The sequence below is a fragment of the Xanthomonas sp. NCPPB 3005 genome, from assembly GCF_041228095.2.
Lineage (GTDB): Bacteria > Pseudomonadota > Gammaproteobacteria > Xanthomonadales > Xanthomonadaceae > Xanthomonas_A > Xanthomonas_A bonasiae.
This window is the reverse complement of record NZ_CP166096.2, coordinates 4,914,053-4,932,686: the sequence shown is the minus strand read 5'-3', so window position 1 is coordinate 4,932,686 and position 18,634 is coordinate 4,914,053. Positions and strand designations below refer to the sequence as shown.

At 70.6% G+C, this 18,634-nt stretch carries 20 protein-coding genes; 7 read left to right on the top strand and 13 right to left on the bottom strand.

The window, feature by feature from the left end; genetic code table 11:
* Positions 1 to 20: 20 nt before the first annotated feature.
* Together AB8810_RS21330 and AB8810_RS21325 are read right to left on the bottom strand one after the other, a co-directional pair.
* Positions 21 to 917 (bottom strand): DUF3426 domain-containing protein, encoded by an 897-nt coding sequence (locus tag AB8810_RS21330; protein ID WP_369914820.1) that lies wholly within the window; start codon positions 915 to 917, stop codon positions 21 to 23.
* 174 nt (positions 918 to 1,091) lie between these two features.
* Positions 1,092 to 1,460: a helix-turn-helix transcriptional regulator gene (locus tag AB8810_RS21325; protein ID WP_179569086.1), complete on the bottom strand. Its 369-nt coding sequence runs from the start codon at positions 1,458 to 1,460 to the stop codon at positions 1,092 to 1,094.
* Positions 1,461 to 1,646: 186 nt separating this feature from the next.
* Here AB8810_RS21325 and AB8810_RS21320 point away from each other — a divergent pair, with 186 nt between their 5' ends.
* On the top strand, positions 1,647 to 2,114 hold the full coding sequence (locus tag AB8810_RS21320; RefSeq protein ID WP_206259777.1) for a hypothetical protein: 468 nt from the start codon (positions 1,647 to 1,649) through the stop codon (positions 2,112 to 2,114).
* Between the two features lie 48 nt (positions 2,115 to 2,162).
* Here the strand turns inward: AB8810_RS21320 and prmA are convergent, their stop codons facing one another.
* Positions 2,163 to 3,083, bottom strand: coding sequence for a 50S ribosomal protein L11 methyltransferase (gene prmA, locus AB8810_RS21315; protein WP_206259778.1), 921 nt, complete (start codon positions 3,081 to 3,083; stop codon positions 2,163 to 2,165).
* Positions 3,084 to 3,288: 205 nt separating this feature from the next.
* Between prmA and AB8810_RS21310 the strand changes: the two genes are divergently transcribed.
* Positions 3,289 to 4,236: a hypothetical protein gene (locus tag AB8810_RS21310; RefSeq protein WP_369914819.1), complete on the top strand. Its 948-nt coding sequence runs from the start codon at positions 3,289 to 3,291 to the stop codon at positions 4,234 to 4,236.
* Entirely contained in the window at positions 4,233 to 4,589 is a 357-nt protein-coding gene (locus tag AB8810_RS21305; RefSeq protein WP_179569078.1) for a hypothetical protein, read from the top strand. The genes AB8810_RS21310 and AB8810_RS21305 overlap by 4 nt, the downstream gene beginning before the upstream one ends.
* 75 nt (positions 4,590 to 4,664) lie before the next feature.
* Here the strand turns inward: AB8810_RS21305 and AB8810_RS21300 are convergent, their stop codons facing one another.
* On the bottom strand, positions 4,665 to 5,426 hold the full coding sequence (locus tag AB8810_RS21300) for an SDR family oxidoreductase (protein ID WP_369914818.1): 762 nt from the start codon (positions 5,424 to 5,426) through the stop codon (positions 4,665 to 4,667).
* Between the two features lie 100 nt (positions 5,427 to 5,526).
* On the opposite strand from AB8810_RS21300, the gene AB8810_RS21295 reads away from it, so the two are divergent.
* Positions 5,527 to 6,420 (top strand): AraC family transcriptional regulator, encoded by an 894-nt coding sequence (locus tag AB8810_RS21295; protein WP_369914817.1) that lies wholly within the window; start codon positions 5,527 to 5,529, stop codon positions 6,418 to 6,420.
* Between the two features lie 232 nt (positions 6,421 to 6,652).
* On the opposite strand, the gene accC is transcribed toward AB8810_RS21295, so the two are convergent.
* The 5 genes from accC to AB8810_RS21270 all read right to left on the bottom strand — a co-directional run bounded on the left by accC (position 6,653) and on the right by AB8810_RS21270 (position 10,125).
* A complete protein-coding gene (gene accC, locus AB8810_RS21290) occupies positions 6,653 to 8,020 on the bottom strand; it encodes an acetyl-CoA carboxylase biotin carboxylase subunit (RefSeq protein ID WP_179569073.1) in 1,368 nt (455 codons plus the stop codon).
* 54 nt (positions 8,021 to 8,074) lie between these two features.
* The gene (locus AB8810_RS21285; protein ID WP_228320097.1) at positions 8,075 to 8,452 is read right to left on the bottom strand and encodes a four helix bundle protein; all 378 of its coding nucleotides are present in this window, start codon (positions 8,450 to 8,452) and stop codon (positions 8,075 to 8,077) included.
* Positions 8,453 to 8,468: 16 nt separating this feature from the next.
* A complete protein-coding gene (accB, locus tag AB8810_RS21280; RefSeq protein WP_179569069.1) occupies positions 8,469 to 8,948 on the bottom strand; it encodes an acetyl-CoA carboxylase biotin carboxyl carrier protein in 480 nt (159 codons plus the stop codon).
* 93 nt (positions 8,949 to 9,041) lie between these two features.
* The gene (aroQ, locus tag AB8810_RS21275; RefSeq protein ID WP_369914816.1) at positions 9,042 to 9,488 is read right to left on the bottom strand and encodes a type II 3-dehydroquinate dehydratase; all 447 of its coding nucleotides are present in this window, start codon (positions 9,486 to 9,488) and stop codon (positions 9,042 to 9,044) included.
* A 313-nt stretch (positions 9,489 to 9,801) separates the two neighbouring features.
* Positions 9,802 to 10,125, bottom strand: a complete 324-nt coding sequence (locus AB8810_RS21270) for a helix-turn-helix domain-containing protein (protein ID WP_206230239.1) — start codon at positions 10,123 to 10,125, stop codon at positions 9,802 to 9,804.
* Positions 10,126 to 10,267: 142 nt separating this feature from the next.
* Between AB8810_RS21270 and gstA the strand changes: the two genes are divergently transcribed.
* On the top strand, positions 10,268 to 10,897 hold the full coding sequence (gene gstA / locus AB8810_RS21265) for a glutathione transferase GstA (protein ID WP_179569063.1): 630 nt from the start codon (positions 10,268 to 10,270) through the stop codon (positions 10,895 to 10,897).
* 252 nt (positions 10,898 to 11,149) lie between these two features.
* Positions 11,150 to 12,547 (top strand): FAD/NAD(P)-binding protein, encoded by a 1,398-nt coding sequence (locus AB8810_RS21260; RefSeq protein ID WP_369914815.1) that lies wholly within the window; start codon positions 11,150 to 11,152, stop codon positions 12,545 to 12,547.
* Between the two features lie 150 nt (positions 12,548 to 12,697).
* On the opposite strand, the gene AB8810_RS21255 is transcribed toward AB8810_RS21260, so the two are convergent.
* The 4 genes from AB8810_RS21255 to AB8810_RS21240 form a co-directional block, all read right to left on the bottom strand.
* Positions 12,698 to 13,267, bottom strand: a complete 570-nt coding sequence (locus AB8810_RS21255; protein WP_369914814.1) for a TlpA family protein disulfide reductase — start codon at positions 13,265 to 13,267, stop codon at positions 12,698 to 12,700.
* On the bottom strand, positions 13,264 to 15,549 hold the full coding sequence (locus AB8810_RS21250) for a protein-disulfide reductase DsbD family protein (protein ID WP_369914813.1): 2,286 nt from the start codon (positions 15,547 to 15,549) through the stop codon (positions 13,264 to 13,266). Before AB8810_RS21250 ends, AB8810_RS21255 begins: the two co-directional genes overlap by 4 nt.
* A 4-nt stretch (positions 15,550 to 15,553) precedes the next feature.
* Positions 15,554 to 15,886 carry a divalent-cation tolerance protein CutA gene (gene cutA, locus AB8810_RS21245; RefSeq protein ID WP_179569055.1) on the bottom strand — a complete coding sequence of 111 codons (333 nt, stop codon included), beginning with the start codon at positions 15,884 to 15,886 and terminating at the stop codon, positions 15,554 to 15,556.
* A gap of 357 nt (positions 15,887 to 16,243) precedes the next feature.
* The gene (locus AB8810_RS21240; RefSeq protein ID WP_369914812.1) at positions 16,244 to 18,013 is read right to left on the bottom strand and encodes an endonuclease; all 1,770 of its coding nucleotides are present in this window, start codon (positions 18,011 to 18,013) and stop codon (positions 16,244 to 16,246) included.
* A gap of 274 nt (positions 18,014 to 18,287) precedes the next feature.
* Between AB8810_RS21240 and AB8810_RS21235 the strand changes: the two genes are divergently transcribed.
* On the top strand, positions 18,288 to 18,575 hold the full coding sequence (locus AB8810_RS21235; RefSeq protein ID WP_003470504.1) for a co-chaperone GroES: 288 nt from the start codon (positions 18,288 to 18,290) through the stop codon (positions 18,573 to 18,575).
* Positions 18,576 to 18,634: the final 59 nt, after the last annotated feature.

Genomic DNA, 18,634 nt, shown 5'->3' with positions numbered 1-18,634 from the left:
GATCGTGGTGTCACAGCGTTTCAGTGGAAGTCGAAACTGAATGCCGCGGTTCCCGCGGCCGGTTCGCGCACCTGGAACGCCACCTGCGCGCTCTGTCCGGGCGCCAGCGTCGCCGCATCCGGGCGGGTGCGGCCCAGGTACTCCTCCGGGCGCAGCACGCGGCTGCCGATGGTGCGGCCGTCGGCATCGGCCAGCGACAGCTGCAGCAGCGGCCAGGCCTGCGCCCAGCGCGCGTCGTTGCGGAAGGTGGCCTGGATCTGCAGGGTACCGGCGCGTCCGGGCAGCGGCCGCACTTCGCGGCTGAGCATGGTGAACGCGCTCGGCTCGCGCCACGGCGGCAGGCTGCAGCGCAGCGCCTGGCACACGCCGGCCACCCACGGCCGCCAGCGCGCGTCGGCGCCCAGCCGTTGGCGGTCGGCGACCAGGATCTGCAGCGCCAGCAGCAGGCCCAGCCCGACCAGCGCGATCCACTGCCAGGGCGCGGCGCGCAGCACCGGCCGGCGGGGCGCGCTGGGCTGCGTGAAGCTGGGAGCGGCGGCGGTTGCGGTGGCGGCGGCGCTGGGTTCCGGTTCCTGCGCCGGCGGCGCCAGCTCCGATTCCGGCTCCGACTGCAGTTCGAGTACGCCAGGCGCGATCGACTCGCCGCTCACCGAAGCGGGCGGCGTTGCGGAGGCCCCGGCGGCGCGCGAGGCGTCCGTCTCCGCCATCGACACCGGCGCAGGCGTGGACAGTGGCGCGCCGGCGGCATCGGCACGCGGCGTCGCGCCGCCACCGGTGTCGCCCGTCTCGGCGGGGCTGGCCGCCGCGTCCGCCGCGGGACCGGCCGGCGCGGCGCCATCGGCCTGTTCCGGCGCCGGCCGCTGGGGCTGGCGCAGCAGGGTCGCGAGACTGGGGCGGGGCGGGGTGGGATCGGGCATGCGTGAAGGCGACGGCGGCAACGAGAACCCTATTCAAGCACGCGCGGGAGCGGGCTGCAGCGCGGTCATGGCCTTCTGTAGGAGCGGCTTCAGCCGCGACAGGCACCTTCGGCAAGTTCCTGTCGCGGCTGAAGCCGCTCCTACAGGAACGCCGGGCGGCGGCGCCCGCCCCGCTCAGCGCCGGTGCTTGCCGGCGCCGATCAGGTCCAGCAGGCCGGCGCGCTGGCGTGGGCTCAGGGTCTCGAAGCTGTCGAGCAGGCGTGCCTGCTGGTCGGACAGTTGCCGGTAGTGCGCGGCTTCCTCGGCGACGGACAGCGGTTCGCCGAACACGCGTTCGCCGCGGCCGGTGGCCAGGTATTCGAAGGTCAGCCCGCTGCGGCGGGCCAGGGCGATCAGGTGCTCCACCGCCGGCGCGGTGCCGTCGGCCATCTCCCACTGCGCCACGGCGCTGCGGGTCACCGACAGGTCGAGCGCGAGCGCTTCCTGGGTGAGGCCGGTCAGCTTGCGCGCTTCGCGCACCCGTTCGTACAACCTGCTGCTCACGCTCACCTCCGCGGGGGAGGCGAGATATAGCCGCGCCGACTGGGAAAGTTGGTTCGTACGGCTTTCAATGAGCACTTTGTTGTTGATACTGTCGTCGACGATGGCTGTGCGCAGTGAAGACGCCGCATCGTCCGCGCCGTCTCTGCCGCCGCCGCCCGACCCGCTGCCATGGACCAGGACGCGCCGATGCACATGCAGGATGCCCCGCTGCAAGACGCCCAGCACCCCCGTTTCGCGCTCGCGCCATTGCGCGCGCGCCGCCGCCCGCGGCCGCCGCCGGGGATCGGCGCACACCGCTACCGGATCTGGGCCGATGCCGGCGACGGTCGCCGCGCGGTCAGGCAGGGCTGGTCATGGCAGGTGTTCGCGCTGCCGTATCCGCCCGCGCCGCCGTCGCGGGTGCCGGCGCCGCTGTGGCTGCTGGTGCACGCCGCGGGCTGGGTGGCGCTGGTGCAGGCGCTGGGCGCGTCGGCGCTGATCGGCGTGCTGCTGGAACTGGCCTGGCGGCTGCCGCGGGCGCGGCGCGGCCATCGCTGGCACGAGCGCCGCCTGCGCGCGCAGGGCTGGCGGCCGCGGACCCGGGTGCTGGCGATCCATGCCGAGGCGGCCTTGCTGACCGCGGCGATCCGCAGCCTGGCCGCAGGCCGCGGGTGAGCGCTGGATCCGGCGCGACCGCGTGAGCGGACCCGCCGGTCCGCGGACTCAGGCGCGGCGCACGCCGTCGATGCGCATCCAGTCGCCGTCCTGCTCCGTGCGCAAGTGCTCGAACCACGGTGCGTAGCGCTGCAACAGCTCCTGTTCCTGGCCATGCAGGATCCCGGACAGGGCGATGCGCCCGCCCGGCGCGACGCGTTCGGCCAGGGTCGGCGCCAGCGCGTCCAGCGCCGAGGCCAGGATGTTGGCGACCACCACCGGATAGGTGGCCACCGGCTCGTCGGCCGGCAGGTGCACCGCCAGGCGCGCGCCGACGTCATTGCGCTCGGCGTTGTCGTGCGTGGCCAGCAGCGCCTGCGGATCGTTGTCCACGCCCACCGCCGCCGCAGCGCCCAGCTTCAGCGCGGCCAGCGCCAGGATCCCGGAGCCGCAGCCGAAATCGAGCACGCGCGCCTGCCCCAGCGCGCCGTCGGCGGCCAGGCCGTCGAGCCAGCGCAGGCACAGCGCGGTGGTCGGGTGGGTGCCGGAACCGAACGCCAGGCCCGGGTCCAGCCGCACCACCGCGGCATCGGCGCCGCGCGCTTCTTCCGGCAGCTCGTGGTTCCACGGCACGATGAAGGTGCGGGTGCCGAAGCGCATCGGCTGGAACTGGTCCAGCCAGGCGCGTTCCCAGTCCTGGTCGTCGACCTTGCGGAACGTGGCCTGGGCCCAGTCCAGTCCCGGATCGAACGCTTCCAGCGCGGCCAGCAGCAGCAACGCGTCCTGTTCGGCGGGGAACAGCGCGCTGAGCACCAGCGTGCCCCATAGCGGGGTCTCGCCGACCCCCGGTTCCAGGATCGCGCGCTCGTTGCTGGTGTCGGCCTCGGCGTCGAGCAGGGTGACCGCCAGCGCGCCGACGTCCTCCAGCGCGTTCTCGTAGCGGGGCTGGGTGGCATCGGTGCAGCGCACAGTCAGTTCGAGGAACGGCATCGGTCGGGCACGAGGAGGAGTGACCGCGCATCTTAGACGACCGCGGCGGCGGCCCGGCCCGGCGCCGGCCGCGCGCGACGTGACCGCGGGCGCCATTGTCTGCCATGGCCCGCCATCGGCTGCGCTAGACTGCGACATTGCGGCGGCCCCCGGTTCCAGCGGACGCGGCCGCCCTCGTCGCCTGCTGCCCCGATCGCCTACGCGCATGCCCTTCGCCGTGTCCCGCAAAACCTGGCTGTTGCTGGCGCCCGCTGCGCTGCTGCTGGGCGTGGTCGGCTATCGCGCGGTGCTGCTGGCGGCGGCACCGGCGCTGCCGGTGAGCGCGGGTGCCGCCGCGGCCACCCCGGCGACCGTGGGCGTGCCGGCGCAGGACCAGCGCAGGCCCACCTCGGTTCAGCTATTGTCGGCGGCGTCGCCCGACCGGCGCACCGCGCTGGAACGCAGTCCCGACCTGTACCGCACCGCGCAGCAGCTGTCCGCCGCCGCCGCGCAGGGCGATGCCGATGCGTCCTGGCTGCTCAGCCGCATCTACGATTATTGCGCCGGTTATGCGATGAATCCGGCCGGCTATGCCGCCGACACCCGCGCGATCGATGCGGCGCAACTGCCGACCTCGGGGCGGATGGTCGCTGCGCGCGCGCGGGTCGGCCGCCGCTGCGCCGGCTTCGTGCCCGGCGACGGCCTGACCCGCCAGGCCATCGTCGCCCAGCGCGTGCAGGCCGCGCGCGGCGGCAACCTGGCCGCGGAGGCGGCGCTGCTGACGCTGGGGCAGCCGCTGCAGTCCTCGGCCGGCTACAAGCGCGACCTGGTCGAACGGGTGCGCGCCTCCGGCGATCCGGATGCGTACATGGCGCTGGCGCCGGCGATGGGCCTGGCCGCCAGCGGCGACGACAGCCTGGACGAGCGCATCGCCGGCACCGCCTTCACCGAACTGGCCTGGCAGCTGGCCGCCTGCCGGCTGGGGCTGGATTGCGGCCCGAACAGCGAGTTGATGACCCGCTATTGCGCCAACGGCGGGATCTGCTCGCAGGACCCGACCCAGGATTTCAGCAGTTTTGTTTACGACGCCGCGGTGCCGCGGCAAGGTACGGACACGATGAACGAGATGGTCAACCGGCTGGTGGATACGACGGCGAGAGGAGCGGGGTCATGAATTACCGGCGATGGCTGCACGGCGCCAAGTTCTGGTTCTGGGTGCTGGCCCTGGTCGCCTATTCGGCGGCGGCGGCCGGCTTGCTGCTGATCGACACGGCCGAGCAGCGCTACCGCGGCCTGTCCAAGGTCGAGCTGACCACCGCGCACGCCGACCCGGACCTGCGCCGCGCCGGTGCCGCGCAGGTGGCGGCGATCTACCGCGCGCGCAGCGGCATGCCGTTCTCCACCCTGAGCCCGGGCAGCACCTTCCAGATCGTGTGGCCGGATGGCTCGACCGAGACGGTGATGATCGTCAGCCCGACCTCGACCCTGGGCGCCGAACCGGTGCCGGGGACGCAGCAGGCGAAGTAGCCGGGATTGGGGATTCGGGATTTGGGATTCGCAAAGGCGGGTTTGCGGTTCCCGTGAGGTCTTGCAGCTTGGTGATCAGCGCTCCTTGGCGGGCGCCGGCTGCGCGGACAGGGCCAGGGCGTCGGCGCCGGCGGGGTAATGCAGGCGGTCGCTGGCGTCGTTGGCGGCGTCCCAGATCGCCTGGGCGACGTCGCTGGCCATGGTCACCGCTGTCGGTTGGCCCAGGCTCGAGAACACTTCGCGGGCAAACGGCGCGTAGGCGTCCGGGATCAGGCCCTGCATGCGCTGCTGCCCGTTGGCGGTGAACCGGGTGGACGGGCCGTAGCCGGGCTCCACCAGCTTGACCCGCAGGCCGAACGCCTGGAGTTCGTGGCGCAGCGACGCGGTGAAGCCCTGCACCGCGGTCTTGCTCGCCGTGTAAGCGGCCACCAGCGGGAACGGCGCCAGCGTGGCGCTGGAGGTCACGTTGACGATGACGCCCGCGCCGCGCTGGCGAAACCGCGGAATCGCGGCCTGGCACATCGCCATGACGCCGAAGGTGTTGGTCTCGAACACCTCGCGCACGGTCGCCATCGGCGTGGCCTCGAACGCCCCGAACAGCCCGATGCCGGCGTTGTTGACAAGCACGTCGATGGGGCCGGCCGCTTCCAGCGCCAGCGCGATGCTGTCGGGCTGGGTCACGTCCAGCGCCAGCAGGCGCAGGTCGGGCGAGGCCGGCAGCAGCGCCGGGTGCGGCTGGCGCATGCTGGCGACGACGTTCCAGCCTTGGGCCAGGAAGTGGCGCGCGGTTTCCAGGCCGTAGCCGGAGGAGCAGCCAGTGATCAGGACGGTCTGCATTGCGTTCTCCAGGAGTGAGTGGACTCGGGAGGAAACGATAGGTCAGCCGCATCGGATGATCGATAATGCGGAATCCGTTTTGTTTTAGCGAAAGTCCGAAATGCACGATCCACTTTCCGACCTTGTCTGCCTGCTCCAACCCCGCGCGGTGTTCGCCAACCTCATCAGCGGCAAGGGCAACTGGGCGGTGCGCTATGCCGAGTACGGGCAGCCGGGGTTCTGCATCGTGCTCGAGGGCATCGCTGTGCTGGCGGTGGACGGGCATCCGCCGATCACGATCGGCGCCGGCGATTTCGTGCTGTTGCCGACCACGCCGGCGTTCACGCTCTCCAGCCTGGTGCCGGCGCCGCCGGTGTTCATCGATCCGAAGGTCGTTCCCGGCGGGCAGGGCGAACGGCGCCACGGCGAACCGGATGGCGCGCCGGACATGCGCTCATTGGGCGGCGCCTTCCTGTTCGACAGCGCCCATGCCGGGCTGCTGGTCTCGCTGCTGCCGGCGGTGGTCCACGTGCGGGGCGCCGGCCGCCTGATGCAACTGGTGCAGATGGTGGGCGAGGAGTACCACGACAGGAAGCCGGGCAGCGAGTACGTGCTTTCGCGGCTGGTCGAGATGCTGCTGGTCGAGGCCTTGCGCTGGACGACCGCGGGGAATGCGCCGCCGGGCCTGCTGCGCGGCCTGGGCGACGAACGGCTGGCGATGGCGCTCACGCGGATCCATGCCCGCATCGATCACGCCTGGACGGTGGGCGAGCTCGCGCAGGCGGCGGCGCTGTCGCGCTCCACGTTCTTCGAGCGTTTCGCCCGCACCGTCGGCGTGCCGCCGATGGAGTACGTGCTGGCCTGGCGCATGCAGGTGGCCAAGGACCTGCTGCGGCGCGACGGATTGAGCGTAGCCGAGGTGGCGCAGCGCGTCGGCTATGGCTCGACCAGCAGCTTCAGCGTCGCCTTCAGCCGCCACGTGGGCGAAGCGCCCAGCCAATACGCCAAGCGCTGACGCAAAACGCGGCGGCGATGCCGATGGCAGTCTTTTGCAACGCCATCTGCGGGCAAGCCGAAGTGGCCGGATGCGATTGGCACTGTGCCGCGCAACGCGCATCCGGCGAAGGCTTGCCCAAGGCGCGCCCTGGCAGCGACGGGAACCGGTCGCCTGCCATCGCCAGGAATGGATCAGGACCCGGGTCCGCATTTTTACGAATCCCGACTCCCGACTCCCCAATCCCGGCCTCTCACACCAACGCAATCGACTTGTTCTTGCGCTCGGCCAGGCGCTTTTCCAGGTAGTGGATGTTCTGCCCGCCGGCCTGGAAGCCCTTGTCGCGCATGATCCGCTGCTGCAGCGGGATGTTGGTCTTGATCCCGTCCACCACCATCTCGCTCAGCGCCACGCGCATGCGCGCGATCGCGGTCTCGCGGTCGGGGCCGTGCACGATCAGCTTGCCGATCATCGAGTCGTAGTTCGGCGGCACCTTGTAGCCGCTGTAGATGTGCGTATCCACGCGCACGCCGGGGCCGCCGGGCGGGTGGAAGCCGGTGATCAGGCCCGGGTTGGGCATGAAGGTTTCCGGGTCCTCGGCGTTGATGCGGCACTCGATCGCGTGGCCGCGCAGCACGATGTCGCTCTGCTTGATGCTCAGCTTGTGGCCGGCGGCGATGCGCAGCTGCTCGCAGACCAGGTCGATGCCGGTGATGCGCTCGGTCACCGGGTGCTCGACCTGGATGCGCGTGTTCATTTCGATGAAGTAGAAGCGCCCGTCCTCGAACAGGAATTCGAAGGTGCCGGCACCGCGGTAGCCGATGCGCACGCAGGCGTCCACGCAGACCTTGCCGATCTCGCTGCGCAGCTGCTCGGTGATGCCCGGCGCCGGCGCTTCCTCCACCACCTTCTGGTGGCGGCGCTGCATCGAGCAGTCGCGCTCGCCCAGGTGGATGGCGTTGCCCTGGCCGTCGGCCAGCACCTGGATCTCCACGTGGCGCGGATTCTCCAGGAACTTCTCCATGTACACCTGGTCGTTGCTGAAAGCGGCCTTGGCTTCGGACTTGGTGGTCTCGATCGCCGCCTTCAGCGCCGCCTCCGAATGCACCACGCGCATGCCGCGGCCGCCGCCGCCGCCAGCGGCCTTGATGATCACCGGGTAGCCGATCTCGCGCGCGACCTTGGTGTTGGCGACGATGTCGTCGCCCAGCGGGCCGCCCGAGCCGGGCACGCACGGCACGCCGGCGGCCTTCATCGCGCGGATCGCCTCGACCTTGTCGCCCATCAGGCGGATGGTGTCGGCCTTGGGCCCGATGAAGATGAAGCCGGACTGCTCCACGCGCTCGGCGAAGTCCGCGTTCTCCGACAGGAAACCGTAGCCGGGATGGATGGCCTGCGCGTCGGTGACCTCGGCCGCGGCGATCAGCGCCGGGATGTTGAGGTAGCTCTCGGCCGAGGACGCCGGGCCGATGCACACCGACTCGTCGGCCATGGCCACGTGCTTGAGGTTGCGATCGACGGTGGAATGCACCGCGACCGTGCGGATGCCGAGCGTATGGCACGCGCGCAGGATGCGCAGCGCGATTTCGCCGCGATTGGCGATGACGACTTTATCGAGCATGGGAAGGCCGGGAATGGGGAATGGAGAATCGGGAATGGGGGATGGCGTGCATCGTCAATCTCCGCGCTTGCTCAGGACATTCATCAATGCGGTCAACTTGGCGAAGATCGTATCGATCAATCCGTCGAGCGCCGCGATGTCGCCGGTATAGTCGAGCCGGCGCGCGATCTGCAGATGCGTGCTTGCCTCCGACAGCGAGCCGCGCGCGATCGACAGGAAACGCAGGTATTCGGGAGTGGAGCGGCGTGCCGCGCCTTCGGCGATGTTGGCGGGAATGCTGACCGCCGCACGGCGCAGCTGCGCCGTCAATCCGAAGCGTTCCGTTGCCGGAAACGCATCAGAAAGGCGGTAGATCATTTCCACCAGATCCATGGAGTCGCGCCAGACATCCAGCCGCTCGTGCGGCCGCTTCGACGATTCCCCATTCTCCATTCCCGGTTCCCGCGCATCAGCCAATCACAAACAACGGCTGATCGAACTCCACCGGCACGCCGCTTTCGCTGAGGATCGCGACGATGGTGCCGGAGACGTCGGCTTCGATCGGGTTGAACATCTTCATCGCCTCGATGATCGCCAGGGTCTCGCCGGCCTTGACCGCCTGGCCGACGCTGACGAAGGCCGGCTTGTCCGGCGACGGCGAGGTGTAGAACGTGCCGACCATCGGCGCGCGCAGCACGTGGCCTTCGGGCAGGGCGTTGCCGGGCTTGGCGGTGCCGCCGGTGGAGGCCTCGGTGGGCGAGCTCATCGGCATCGGCGCGGCAGCGGGCGGCGCGGCGGGGGCCGGCGCGGCGTACTGCGGGGCGCTGGCGATCATGCCCTTGGGCGTGCGCGCCAGGCGCACGCTTTCCTCGCCTTCCTTGATCTCGATCTCGGCGAGATTGGACTCTTCCAGCAGGTCGATCAGCTTCTTGATTTTACGGAGATCCATAACGGCCTCTTGAGGTGAATCGGGAAATGACCAGGCACGCGGCCTGGCGAACTCGGATAGGGGCGTACGCCGCCGGGTGCGCGCGACAGGTGTTCATGCGTCCGCGCCCAGCCGCGTCAGCGCCGCGTCCATCGCGTAGCGGTAGCTGTCGGCGCCGAAGCCGCAGATCACGCCGACCGCGTGGTCGCTGAAATAGCTGTGGTGGCGGAACGGCTCGCGGCTGTGCGGGTTGGACAGGTGGATCTCGATGAACGGGATCGCCACCGCCGCCAGTGCGTCGCGCAGCGCCACCGAGGTGTGGGTGAACGCGGCCGGGTTGATCAGGATGAAGGCGGTGCCGTCGCCGCGTGCGGCCTGCACCCGGTCCACCAGCACGTGCTCGGCGTTGGACTGCAGGCTGTCCAGCTGGTGCCCGGCGGCCGTGGCCTGCGCGAGCAGCGCCGCATCGATCTGCGCCAGCGTCGCGTGCCCATAGACCCCCGGCTCGCGGGTGCCGAGCAGGTTGAGGTTGGGGCCATGCAACAGCAGCAGTCGCGCCATGGAAGACAAAGCAGCGGAAAGGGCGGCAGTCTGCGCGAAGCCGGGATTACTGTCCAGTTCGGCGAAGTTGCGCGTGTTTTAAACGGATGTTTGGTTCTGCGGCGCGCGCCGCTGGCAGTTCGGGCGCGAACGCGGGCGTCGTCTCCGCGCTGCCTGTGTACCTCCTGGCCCGTCCCGCCGGTCTGCATGGTCCGAGATCGTGCGCGGAGGACGGCGCCACGCTGTGCGCTGCCGCAGGCTCGGACATGCGTCCTTCCAGGTCAAGCGCAGGGCGGCCGCGATCGCGAACATCGCCGTCCCCAGCCGGCATCGCTCAGTTGGCGGACCGCGCCTTGACCCACAACCCGAACTCCTGCATCACCGCGACCACCGGTTCCAGGCGACGCCCGTCCCCGGTCAGCGCGTATTCGACCTTGACCGGCACGGTGGCGTACACGGTGCGCTGGATCAGCCCCGCCTCTTCCAGGGCGCGCAGATCCAGGGTCAGCATGCGTTGCGAAATGGCCGGAATGTCGCGGCGCAGTTCGTTGAACCGCTTGGGCCCGTCGAGCAGGTACGACACCAGCAACAGGCGCCATCTTCCGCCGAGCAGGCGCATGGCCTCTTCCACGGAGCAGCCGGAAACGTTGTCCTTCATCGCAGCTTCCTCGGTGCGCGCGCACTAGGTATAAATTTTGTACCTAGACAACATTATAGTGCCTTCTTCCTTTTCTATACCTGGTTTCTAGAATGCGTCGGGCCGCGCTCGCGAGCGCTGCGCCCACTTTCTGGAGATCGCAATGAAGCTGTACTACATCCCGGCCGCCTGCTCCCTCGCGCCGCATATCGTGCTGCATGAGCTCGGCCTCGAGGCGACGCTGGTGCGGGTCGATCACCGCAAGCACCTGACCGAGGACGGCGCGGATTTCCGTCGGGTCAATGCGATGGGCTACGTGCCGGCGCTCGAACTCGACGACGGCAGCGTGCTGCGCGAAGGTCCCGCCATCGTCCAATACCTGGGCGACCGCACGCCGGAACGCGGTCTGGTGCCGCCCAATGGCAGCATGCAGCGCTACCGGCTGCAGGAGTGGCTGAACTTCCTGGCGACGGAGATCCACAAGGGCTTTATTCCCCTGCTGTACGCGCGGCTCGCCGGCCAGTACGTGGACACCGCCCGGCCGAAGCTGGAGCAGCGCTTCGCCTGGATCGATGCGCAGCTCGCCGGGCGCCGGTTCCTGATGGGCGATGCGTTCACCGTGGCCGATGCCTATCTGTATGCGCTGACCGGCTGGGGCCAGGCGTCCTGGCTGACCTCGCACTACAAGGCGGACATCCACTTCGACGCCTTGCAGAACCTGCAGGCATGGTACCGGCGCGTGCACGCGCGGCCGTCGGTGCAGCAGGCGCTGAGCGAAGAAGGGCTGCAGTAGGCCGCCCGCTTATCCACTCTTGGGCATCCGCGCGCGATGCGGGAAACGCACCATGGCGTACTGGCGATTTCCTCGCATCGCGCGACGATCGCGCGGTCCCGCGCCAAGGTCCAGCGGACATCGCTTATGGGCCAAACGCATGTGCTGATACCCGATCGGCATGCACCAAGTGCCGCGCATTAACCGGCGATTTACACCCGCGGCCGGCATCCCGGGCACAAAGGACGCCCCGACCGGCCACGAGTGCGAGCCATGCGAATTGCGATCATCGGCGCAGGATTCTGCGGCAACGTGCTGGCCGCGACGCTGGCCAGGCAGGGCGCCGCCAGTCGCATCACCCTGATCGGCGTGGCCGACACCTACGGCCGCGGCATCGCCTACGGCGCGGCGCGGCCGGAACATCTGTTGAACGTGCGCGCCAAGGATCTCGGCGTGGATCCGCAGGATCCGGGCGGCTTCGCCGATGCCCTGCAGCTCGACGCCGAGAAGCGTCTGCAGTTCCTGCCGCGGCTGCAGTACGGCCGCTACCTGGAGCAGCATCTGGACACCGCGCTCGCCGCGTCGGCGGTCGAGGTAGCGCGGGTGAGCGAAGAGGCGGTGGCGGTGGAACGCGGCCCGGACGGTTTCCGCATCTTCCTGGCCAACGGCGAGGACGTGGTCAGCGACGTGGTGGTGCTGGCGATCGGCGCGCTGCCGCCGGCGGCGCTGCCCGGCATCGGCCCGCGCCTGGCGGTGCACCGGCGCTACATCGGCTGGCCGTGGCAGGACGGGGTGCTGGACGAGGTGCCGCCGCAGGCGCGGCTGCTGCTGGTCGGCACCGGCCTGACCATGGCCGATGTCGCGCTGACCCTGCGCCGCCGCGGCCATCGCGGCCCGATCACCGCGTTGTCGCGGCGCGGCCTGGCGCCGCAGGCGCACCTGGCCCAGCCGGGCGCAGCGGTGACGCTGCCGCCGAGCGTGGCGCAGGCGCTGCGCAACCACGACCTCGCCGGCCTGGTGCGCAGCCTGCGCCAGCTGACCACGGTGGTGGAGGACTGGCGCTGCGTGGTCGATGCGCTGCGCCCGCATCTGCAGCCGTTCTGGAAAGGCATGGCGCCGGCGGCGCGCGCGCGGTTCCTGCGCCATCTGCGTCCGTACTGGGAAGCGGCGCGGCACCGGCTGGCGCCGGCTGCCGCGAACGCGCTGGCGCAGATGCAGCAGCAGGGCCAGTTGCGCATCCGCGCCGGGCGCCTGCTGCGCGCGCGGCTGGGCGAGCGCGCGGTGGAGGCGGTGATCCGCGACCGCGCCAGCAACAGCGCGCGCACCGAAGACTTCGACGTGCTGATCCGCGCCACCGGGCTGGACACCGACGTCGCCCGCACCAGCCATCCGCTGATCGCGACGATGCGCGATGCGGGCCTGCTGCAGCCCGATCCGCTGGGCCTGGGCCTGGTGGTGGACGAGCGCCTGCAAGTGCGCGACGGCAGCGGCCACCCGGTCGCCGGACTGTACTGTCTGGGGCCGCTGCTGCGCGGCGGCCTGTGGGAGATCACCGCGGTGCCGGAATTGCGCGCCGGGGCGCAACGTCTGGCCGCGGAACTGGCGGCGCTGGGGCAGGCACGGGTTGCTGCCGGCGGCGCAGGCAGCAAGGCGCAGCGGCAGGCGGTATAGCGCAATCCCGATCCAGGCGACGATCCCCCATCTCTTGTAGGAGCGGCTTCAGCCGCGACAGGCATTGCCAGGAAAGCCCGTCGCGGCTGAAGCCGCTCCTACAGGGGCGAGTGCGCGAACGGGCACACGGCCGATTGCGCAAACGAGCAGCTACGGCAGCCGCGCCCAGCGCTCCGCTTCGCCCGGCGCGAATGGCCCCAGCTTCTGCCGCACGATGCGGCCGTCGGCGTCGATCAGCACGCTGTAGGGCAGCAGGCCCTGGGTGTCGCCCAGGCGCACGCTGGCGTCGGCCGGGCCGGGGGTTTCCAGCGCGATCGGGTAGCCGATCGGCACCCGCTGCAGGAATGCGCGCACGTCCTCGGGGCGGTCCAGGGCGATGCCGAGCACCTGCAGGCCGTTGGCCGGCTGCGCACGTGCCAGGCGGTCCAGTTCCGGCATCTCGCGCACGCACGGTTCGCACCAGCTGGCCCAGACATTGACCAGCAACGGACGGCCGCGGAACTGGGCCAGGCTCAGGTTGCCGCCGTCGAGGGTGGGCAGGCGCAGCGCCGGGGCAGGATTGCCGGGGCGGGCCGCGGCAACGCCGGCCGGCGGCGCGCTGCCGGTGGCGGTCGCTGGCGGCGCTGGCGTCGGCGACCGCCACCAGACCTGCGCGGCGGCCACGCCCAGCGCCGCCGCGATGGCCGCCACCGCGAGCAGGCGTGGCGGCGTGGCGTTCATCGCGCCGCGCGCAGCAGGGCGTCCTCGGCCACCGCCTGGCTCAGCACCGGCGGCAGCACGGTCGGCGGTGCGCCCGGGCCGTAGACCACGTACAGCGGCACGCCCACTGCCTTGTGTTCGGCGAGGAAGGCGCTGATGCGCTGGTCCTCGTTGGTCCAGTCGCCCTTCATGTACACCGCATCGACACGCTTGAGCGTGTCGCGGAAGGCATCGCTGCCGAGCACGTTGCGTTCGTTGGCCTTGCAGGTCACGCACCAGTCGGCGGTCATGTTGACGAACACCACGCGGTTGTCGGTGCGCAGCCGGTCCAGCATCTCCGGCGAGAAGGCCACGGTGTTGCGCTCTGCGGTCACGCTGGGCGGCGCCAGCCGGGTCACGCCCCATACCGGCAGCAGCGCCAGCAGCACCAGCAGCGAGGCCAGGCGCAAGCCGAGCTTGTGGCTGCGCCAGCGCGCGCGCTCGATCCACCACAGGCCCAGGGCCAGCAGCGTGGCGCCGACCAGCAGCAGCGCCACCGCATCCACGCCGCGCTGCTTGCCCAGCACCCACAGCAGCCAGATCGCGGTCAGGTACATCGGGAACGCCAGCACCTGCTTGAGCGTCTCCATCCACGGGCCGGGCGTGGGCAGGCGCTTGGCCAGCGAGGGGATGAAGCCGACCAGCAGGAACGGCAGCGCCAGGCCCAGGCCCATGGTCAGGAACACCAGCATGCCGATCGCCGGCGGCGCGGCGAACGCATAGCCCAGCGCCAGGCCCATGAACGGGCCGACGCAGGCGCTGGACACCACGCAGGCCAGCACGCCGGTGGAGAAGTCGCCGACCGGGCCGCTGCGCGAGGACAGCGACTGGCCGAGGCCGCCGAGGTTGGCGCTGAGCGTGAACACGCCGGACAGGCTCAGGCCCATCGCGAACATCAGGTAGGTCAGCACCGCGACGAAGCCCGGGCGCTGCAGCTGGAAGCCCCACAGCAGATGCGCGGCGACGGCGATGCCGCCGACCACGGCGAAGGATGCCAGCACCCCCAGCGTGTACCACAGCGCATGGCTGCGGGCGCGCGCATGGCTTTCGCCGCTGTGCGCCAGGCCCAGCACCTTCAGCGACAGGATCGGCAGCACGCACGGCAGCAGGTTCAGGATCAGGCCGCCGCCCAGTGCCGCCAGCAACACCCACAGCAGGTTCTGCGGCGCGGCCGCCGGCGCGGTGCTGCGCGCGGCGTTGTGCACCGAGGCATCGGGCGCGCTCGCCGCATCGGGCGCGGTCACCGGCGCGGCCGCGTCGGCCGCCGCGGCGCTGGCGTCGGCCTGGCGGCTGTCCAGCGGCGTCACCAGCAGTGGCGCCACTTCGGCCTGGTCGGTCGGGCTGAGCTTGCCCTTGGGCAGCGACAGCTTCACCCGCCGGGTCATCGGCGGATAGCAGATGCCGTCGGTCTGGCAGCCCTGGAAGGTGGCGACCAGGGTCGCGTCGGCGGCATCGGCGCGCTGGCGCTGCAGCGGCACGCTGACCTCGGTCTGGTCGAAATACACCACCACGTTGCCGAAGTGCTCGTCCTGGTGCGAGCGGCCCTGCGGCCAGCGCGGCATGCCGGTGCGGATGCCGGCCGCGCCTTCCAGCGCCAGCGCGGTGCGGTCGCGATACAGGTAGTAGCCCGGCGCGGGGGTGAAGCGCAGCAGCAGGGTGTTGCCGTCGCCGACGATGGCTTCGAAGCCGAACGCCTGGTCCGACGGCAGCGGCAGGCCTTGCACGGCGCCGGCGCCGGCGCCGAACAACGGCTTGGCGGCTGGGCCGGCCGCGCCCGGCGCGCTGCCCGGCAGCGGCGAGGACGTGGCCGCCGTTGCGTCGGCCTCGGCCGCCGGCAGCGCCACCGTGAGCACGCGCTTCTGCGGCGGATAGCACACGCCGGCGTCGGCGCAGCCCTGGTAGCGCACCTCCACCTGCAGGCTGGTCGTGGCGGGATCGGCGACGCCGCTCTGCACCGCGTTCAACTCGCCGCGGTAGGTCTCCACCTCGCCGAAGTACGGGTCGGTCTTCTTGTGCCCGGCCGGCAGCTGCACGGTCGGGTTGGCCTTGAAGCCGCTCAGCACCCGCACCGCGATCCGGTGCCGGTACAGGTAATAGCCGTTGGCGATCTTCCAGTGCAGTTCGATGCGGCCGCGCTCGGGCGCCTGTGCGCTCAGCACGAAGGCCTGATCGACCGGCAGCAGATCCTTTTCGCTGATCGCCAGGGCGGGGAAGGCGGCCAGGGCCAGCAGGCACAGGGCGGCGATACGGTGCAGCACGGTCATCGGCTTACGGTTCCTCACGGGTTTCGGCATACACCCACTGCAGGTAGGCGGGCAGGCCGCCGGCGACCTCGACCTCGATCAGTTCGGGGACGTCGAAGGGGTGCAGTTCGCTCAGCCGCCGCTGCAACGCGGGGACGCGGTCGGCGGCGGTCTTGATCAGCAGCAGCACTTCCTCGGCCTGCTCCACGGCGTCCTGCCAGCGATAGGTGGCGTGCACGCCGGGCAGGCGGCTCACGCACGCGGCCAACCGTTCTTCGACCAAGACCTGGGCGATCCGCGCGGCGCTGGCCGGATCGGGGCAGGTGCTGAACAGCAAACGGAGTGGGGGCGAAGACATGCGGCCGACAGTATAGGGACGCCGGCAGGGCTTTGCCGGGCCTGGTTCGGGCATGAGTGCGCGCCCGCGGGCGCGCGGTTGCAGGCCTGCGCGGGGCGGCCGCGGAGGGCGCTGGCCGGGCCTGGCACTGGGCCGTGCGGCAGCGACCCGCTGCGCAGCGGGAACGGCGTGGCAGTTGGGTGGTTGTGGCGGCGGCGGGAAGGCAGGGCCGCGACGGTGCCGGGGGGCGCGCGGCAGCGGCGGCTATCTACCGCCGAGCCTTCATTGCATGTACGGGCGACGCCGGATGGCCCCGGGGCCACCCGGGTCGTTCGCAGACCCTCCGGCGCGCCGCGATCGGCGCGCCGGAGATCCTGCTCAGTTGAGCAGCTGGCAGGTCGCCGGCTTGGCCGAGGTGAACAGCGAGGAGGTCGCCCACTCCGGGTGGTCGATGAACGGATTGCGGTTGCCCTGGAAGCTGTACACCACTTCGTTGCGGGCACGCTCGGCGTCGTCCGGCGGATCCTGCTGGCTCCACGCGATCAGCGTCGACAGCAGGCCCATGTAGGCCGGCGAGGCCGAGGTCTGCACGATCTTGCTGCGGTCGTCGGTCAGTTCCAGATCCGGCTCGGACTGCCCGGTGGCCGCGTCGGTGCCGCCTTCGTAGCGGATCGCCATGTACATGACCGCGCGTGCCATGTCGCCCTTGCGGTGGTTCCACACTTCAAAGCTGCCGCCATTGCCGTCCGGGGTTCGCACCCAGTTGGAGTTGCCCGGGTAGCTGCCGCTGCCGCCGCCGAAGCCGGCGTTGGCCTCGGTGATGCGCTCGCCGCAGTTGCTGTCGCAGTTCGCGTACGGCTTGTTGCCGCGGTCGGCGTTCCAGGTGGAGTCGGTCAGGTACAGCATGTGCGTGTCGGTGTACGGCGCGTAGGGCAGGCCCTTGTCGCCGCTGGCGGTGCCGAAGCCCAGCGAGTTCGGCCAGCTGTGCTCGCGGTTGTATTTCAGCCCGCTGCCGCTGCCGGCGCGGTCGGTGACCTTGGCGTAGCTGCGGTTGCGGTAGGCGTCGAGGATGCGCCCGCTGTTGTTCGGGTCCTCGTCGGCGATCTCCAGGATGGTCCAGGTGCTGGTGCCGGAGCTGCTGCTGTACGGGTAGACGGTGTGGCCCTTGATCGTCTCGTGCAGCGAGCAGCGCAACTGGCTGGCGTTGGAGGTGTTGACCCGCGAGTAGTAGCCGCTGGTACCGCCGCCGCTGCCGCTGGCGACGCTGAAGGCGATGCTGCTGTCCTGCGCCGGATGCGCGCCGCCGGCGTCGCTGATCCTTGCCGCCAGGATGCTCAGGCTGCAGCTTTCGCCGGCGGCCAGGGCGGTGTTGGTGGAGATCGCGAACTGGCTGCCGCTGCTCGGGTAGCTCAGCGCCACCGTGCCGGACTGGCTGCAGCTCAGGCCGAACGCGCCGCTGGCCAGGGTCACCGCCTCGCTGAAGGTCACCGCCAGGTCGCCGGCGGCGGGGAAGTTGCTGGCGCCCTGCGCTGGCGTGGTCGCGGTCACCGCCGGCGCGGTATTGCTGCTGCCGCCGCTGAAGGTCTGGCCGCTGTTGCAGGCGCCGAAGCTGCTGGCCGAACTGCCGGCCCAGCTGAAGTCGGACGCGGCGCTGCCGTTGCTGCCGCGCAGCTGCAGCGAGGTGCCGGCCGCGGTGCTGTTGCTCTCGCTGACCGGCAGGTTCTGGCTGGTCAGGCCGGCGGCGGGGCCGCCGCCGCCGGTGATCGCGCCCTCGTAGCTGAGGAACTGCACCACCTGGCCGCTGCCGTCGACCAGCGCCAGGCCGTCGTTGGGGCCGTTCTGCACGCCGTTGCTGGCATAGCCGACGGTGGCGATGCGCACCTGCCCGCCGCAGGTGACCAGGCTGCCGGCCGGCACCGAGGTGGTGGCGTAGACGGCGGCGGCGCTGGGGCTGCTGCCGTTGTACAGGTAGACCTTGTAGCTGCTCAGGCTCTCGCCGGCGGTGGCGACGATCTCCACGCCCTCGCCGGTATCGCCGGCGGCGGTGGCATCGTCGTAGTGCAATTCGTTGATGAACACGGCGGCCTGGGCGTGGCCGGCCAGGGCCAGCAGACAGGCGAGAGGTAAGGCAACGGCGGATGGCTTCATCGACAACTCCTTTTGGATGGTCCCCCCTGGGTCTGCGAGCCTAGCCTGCTCCTGTGACAGCGTTGCGGAATCCGGGTACCAGTTCCGCGGCCGGGAGGGTGCCGAAGCGAAATTTTTTCGTCGCCAGCCCTTGAAAGGGCGCCGACCAGCACCACATCTTGCGCATCCCGGCGTACCGGGTTTTTTCGCGAGCGTTGCTGGCAGTCGTCACATGCGAGTGCTAACATCGCCAGCCTTTCCTAGACCAATCAATCACTTAAGAGGGTCTCTCTCAATGAGCATCAAGCCGCTTCACGACCGCGTCGTAGTCAAGCCGATCGAAGCCGACGAAATTTCCGCCGGCGGCATCGTGATCCCGGATTCGGCCAAGGAAAAGTCCACCAAGGGCGAGATCGTGGCCATCGGCAGCGGCAAGCCGCTGGACAACGGCAGCGTCCGCGCTCCGGCGGTCAAGGTCGGCGACAAGGTCATCTACGGCCAGTACGCCGGCTCCAGCTACAAGGCCGAAGGCGTCGAGTACAAGGTGCTGCGCGAAGACGACATCCTCGCCATCGTCGGTTGACGATGGCGGGAATCGGGAATGGTGAATCGGGAATCGGCAAGAGCGATTTCTGCCGCCTG

Bases quoted from the DNA above. Each gene is read 5' to 3' on its own strand.
- AB8810_RS21250 (WP_369914813.1), bottom strand. From the start codon at position 15,549: ATGACCGTGCTGCACCGTATCGCCGCCCTGTGCCTGCTGGCCCTGGCC.
- AB8810_RS21255 (WP_369914814.1), bottom strand. From the start codon at position 13,267: ATGAACGCCACGCCGCCACGCCTGCTCGCGGTGGCGGCCATCGCGGCG.
- AB8810_RS21320 (WP_206259777.1), top strand. From the start codon at position 1,647: ATGCACATGCAGGATGCCCCGCTGCAAGACGCCCAGCACCCCCGTTTC.
- AB8810_RS21260 (WP_369914815.1), top strand. From the start codon at position 11,150: ATGCGAATTGCGATCATCGGCGCAGGATTCTGCGGCAACGTGCTGGCC.
- prmA (WP_206259778.1), bottom strand. From the start codon at position 3,083: ATGCCGTTCCTCGAACTGACTGTGCGCTGCACCGATGCCACCCAGCCC.
- AB8810_RS21240 (WP_369914812.1), bottom strand. From the start codon at position 18,013: ATGAAGCCATCCGCCGTTGCCTTACCTCTCGCCTGTCTGCTGGCCCTG.
- gstA (WP_179569063.1), top strand. From the start codon at position 10,268: ATGAAGCTGTACTACATCCCGGCCGCCTGCTCCCTCGCGCCGCATATC.
- AB8810_RS21330 (WP_369914820.1), bottom strand. From the start codon at position 917: ATGCCCGATCCCACCCCGCCCCGCCCCAGTCTCGCGACCCTGCTGCGC.
- AB8810_RS21295 (WP_369914817.1), top strand. From the start codon at position 5,527: ATGCACGATCCACTTTCCGACCTTGTCTGCCTGCTCCAACCCCGCGCG.
- cutA (WP_179569055.1), bottom strand. From the start codon at position 15,886: ATGTCTTCGCCCCCACTCCGTTTGCTGTTCAGCACCTGCCCCGATCCG.
- accC (WP_179569073.1), bottom strand. From the start codon at position 8,020: ATGCTCGATAAAGTCGTCATCGCCAATCGCGGCGAAATCGCGCTGCGC.
- accB (WP_179569069.1), bottom strand. From the start codon at position 8,948: ATGGATCTCCGTAAAATCAAGAAGCTGATCGACCTGCTGGAAGAGTCC.
- AB8810_RS21270 (WP_206230239.1), bottom strand. From the start codon at position 10,125: ATGAAGGACAACGTTTCCGGCTGCTCCGTGGAAGAGGCCATGCGCCTG.
- AB8810_RS21235 (WP_003470504.1), top strand. From the start codon at position 18,288: ATGAGCATCAAGCCGCTTCACGACCGCGTCGTAGTCAAGCCGATCGAA.
- AB8810_RS21305 (WP_179569078.1), top strand. From the start codon at position 4,233: ATGAATTACCGGCGATGGCTGCACGGCGCCAAGTTCTGGTTCTGGGTG.
- AB8810_RS21285 (WP_228320097.1), bottom strand. From the start codon at position 8,452: ATGGAGAATGGGGAATCGTCGAAGCGGCCGCACGAGCGGCTGGATGTC.
- AB8810_RS21310 (WP_369914819.1), top strand. From the start codon at position 3,289: ATGCCCTTCGCCGTGTCCCGCAAAACCTGGCTGTTGCTGGCGCCCGCT.
- aroQ (WP_369914816.1), bottom strand. From the start codon at position 9,488: ATGGCGCGACTGCTGCTGTTGCATGGCCCCAACCTCAACCTGCTCGGC.
- AB8810_RS21300 (WP_369914818.1), bottom strand. From the start codon at position 5,426: ATGCAGACCGTCCTGATCACTGGCTGCTCCTCCGGCTACGGCCTGGAA.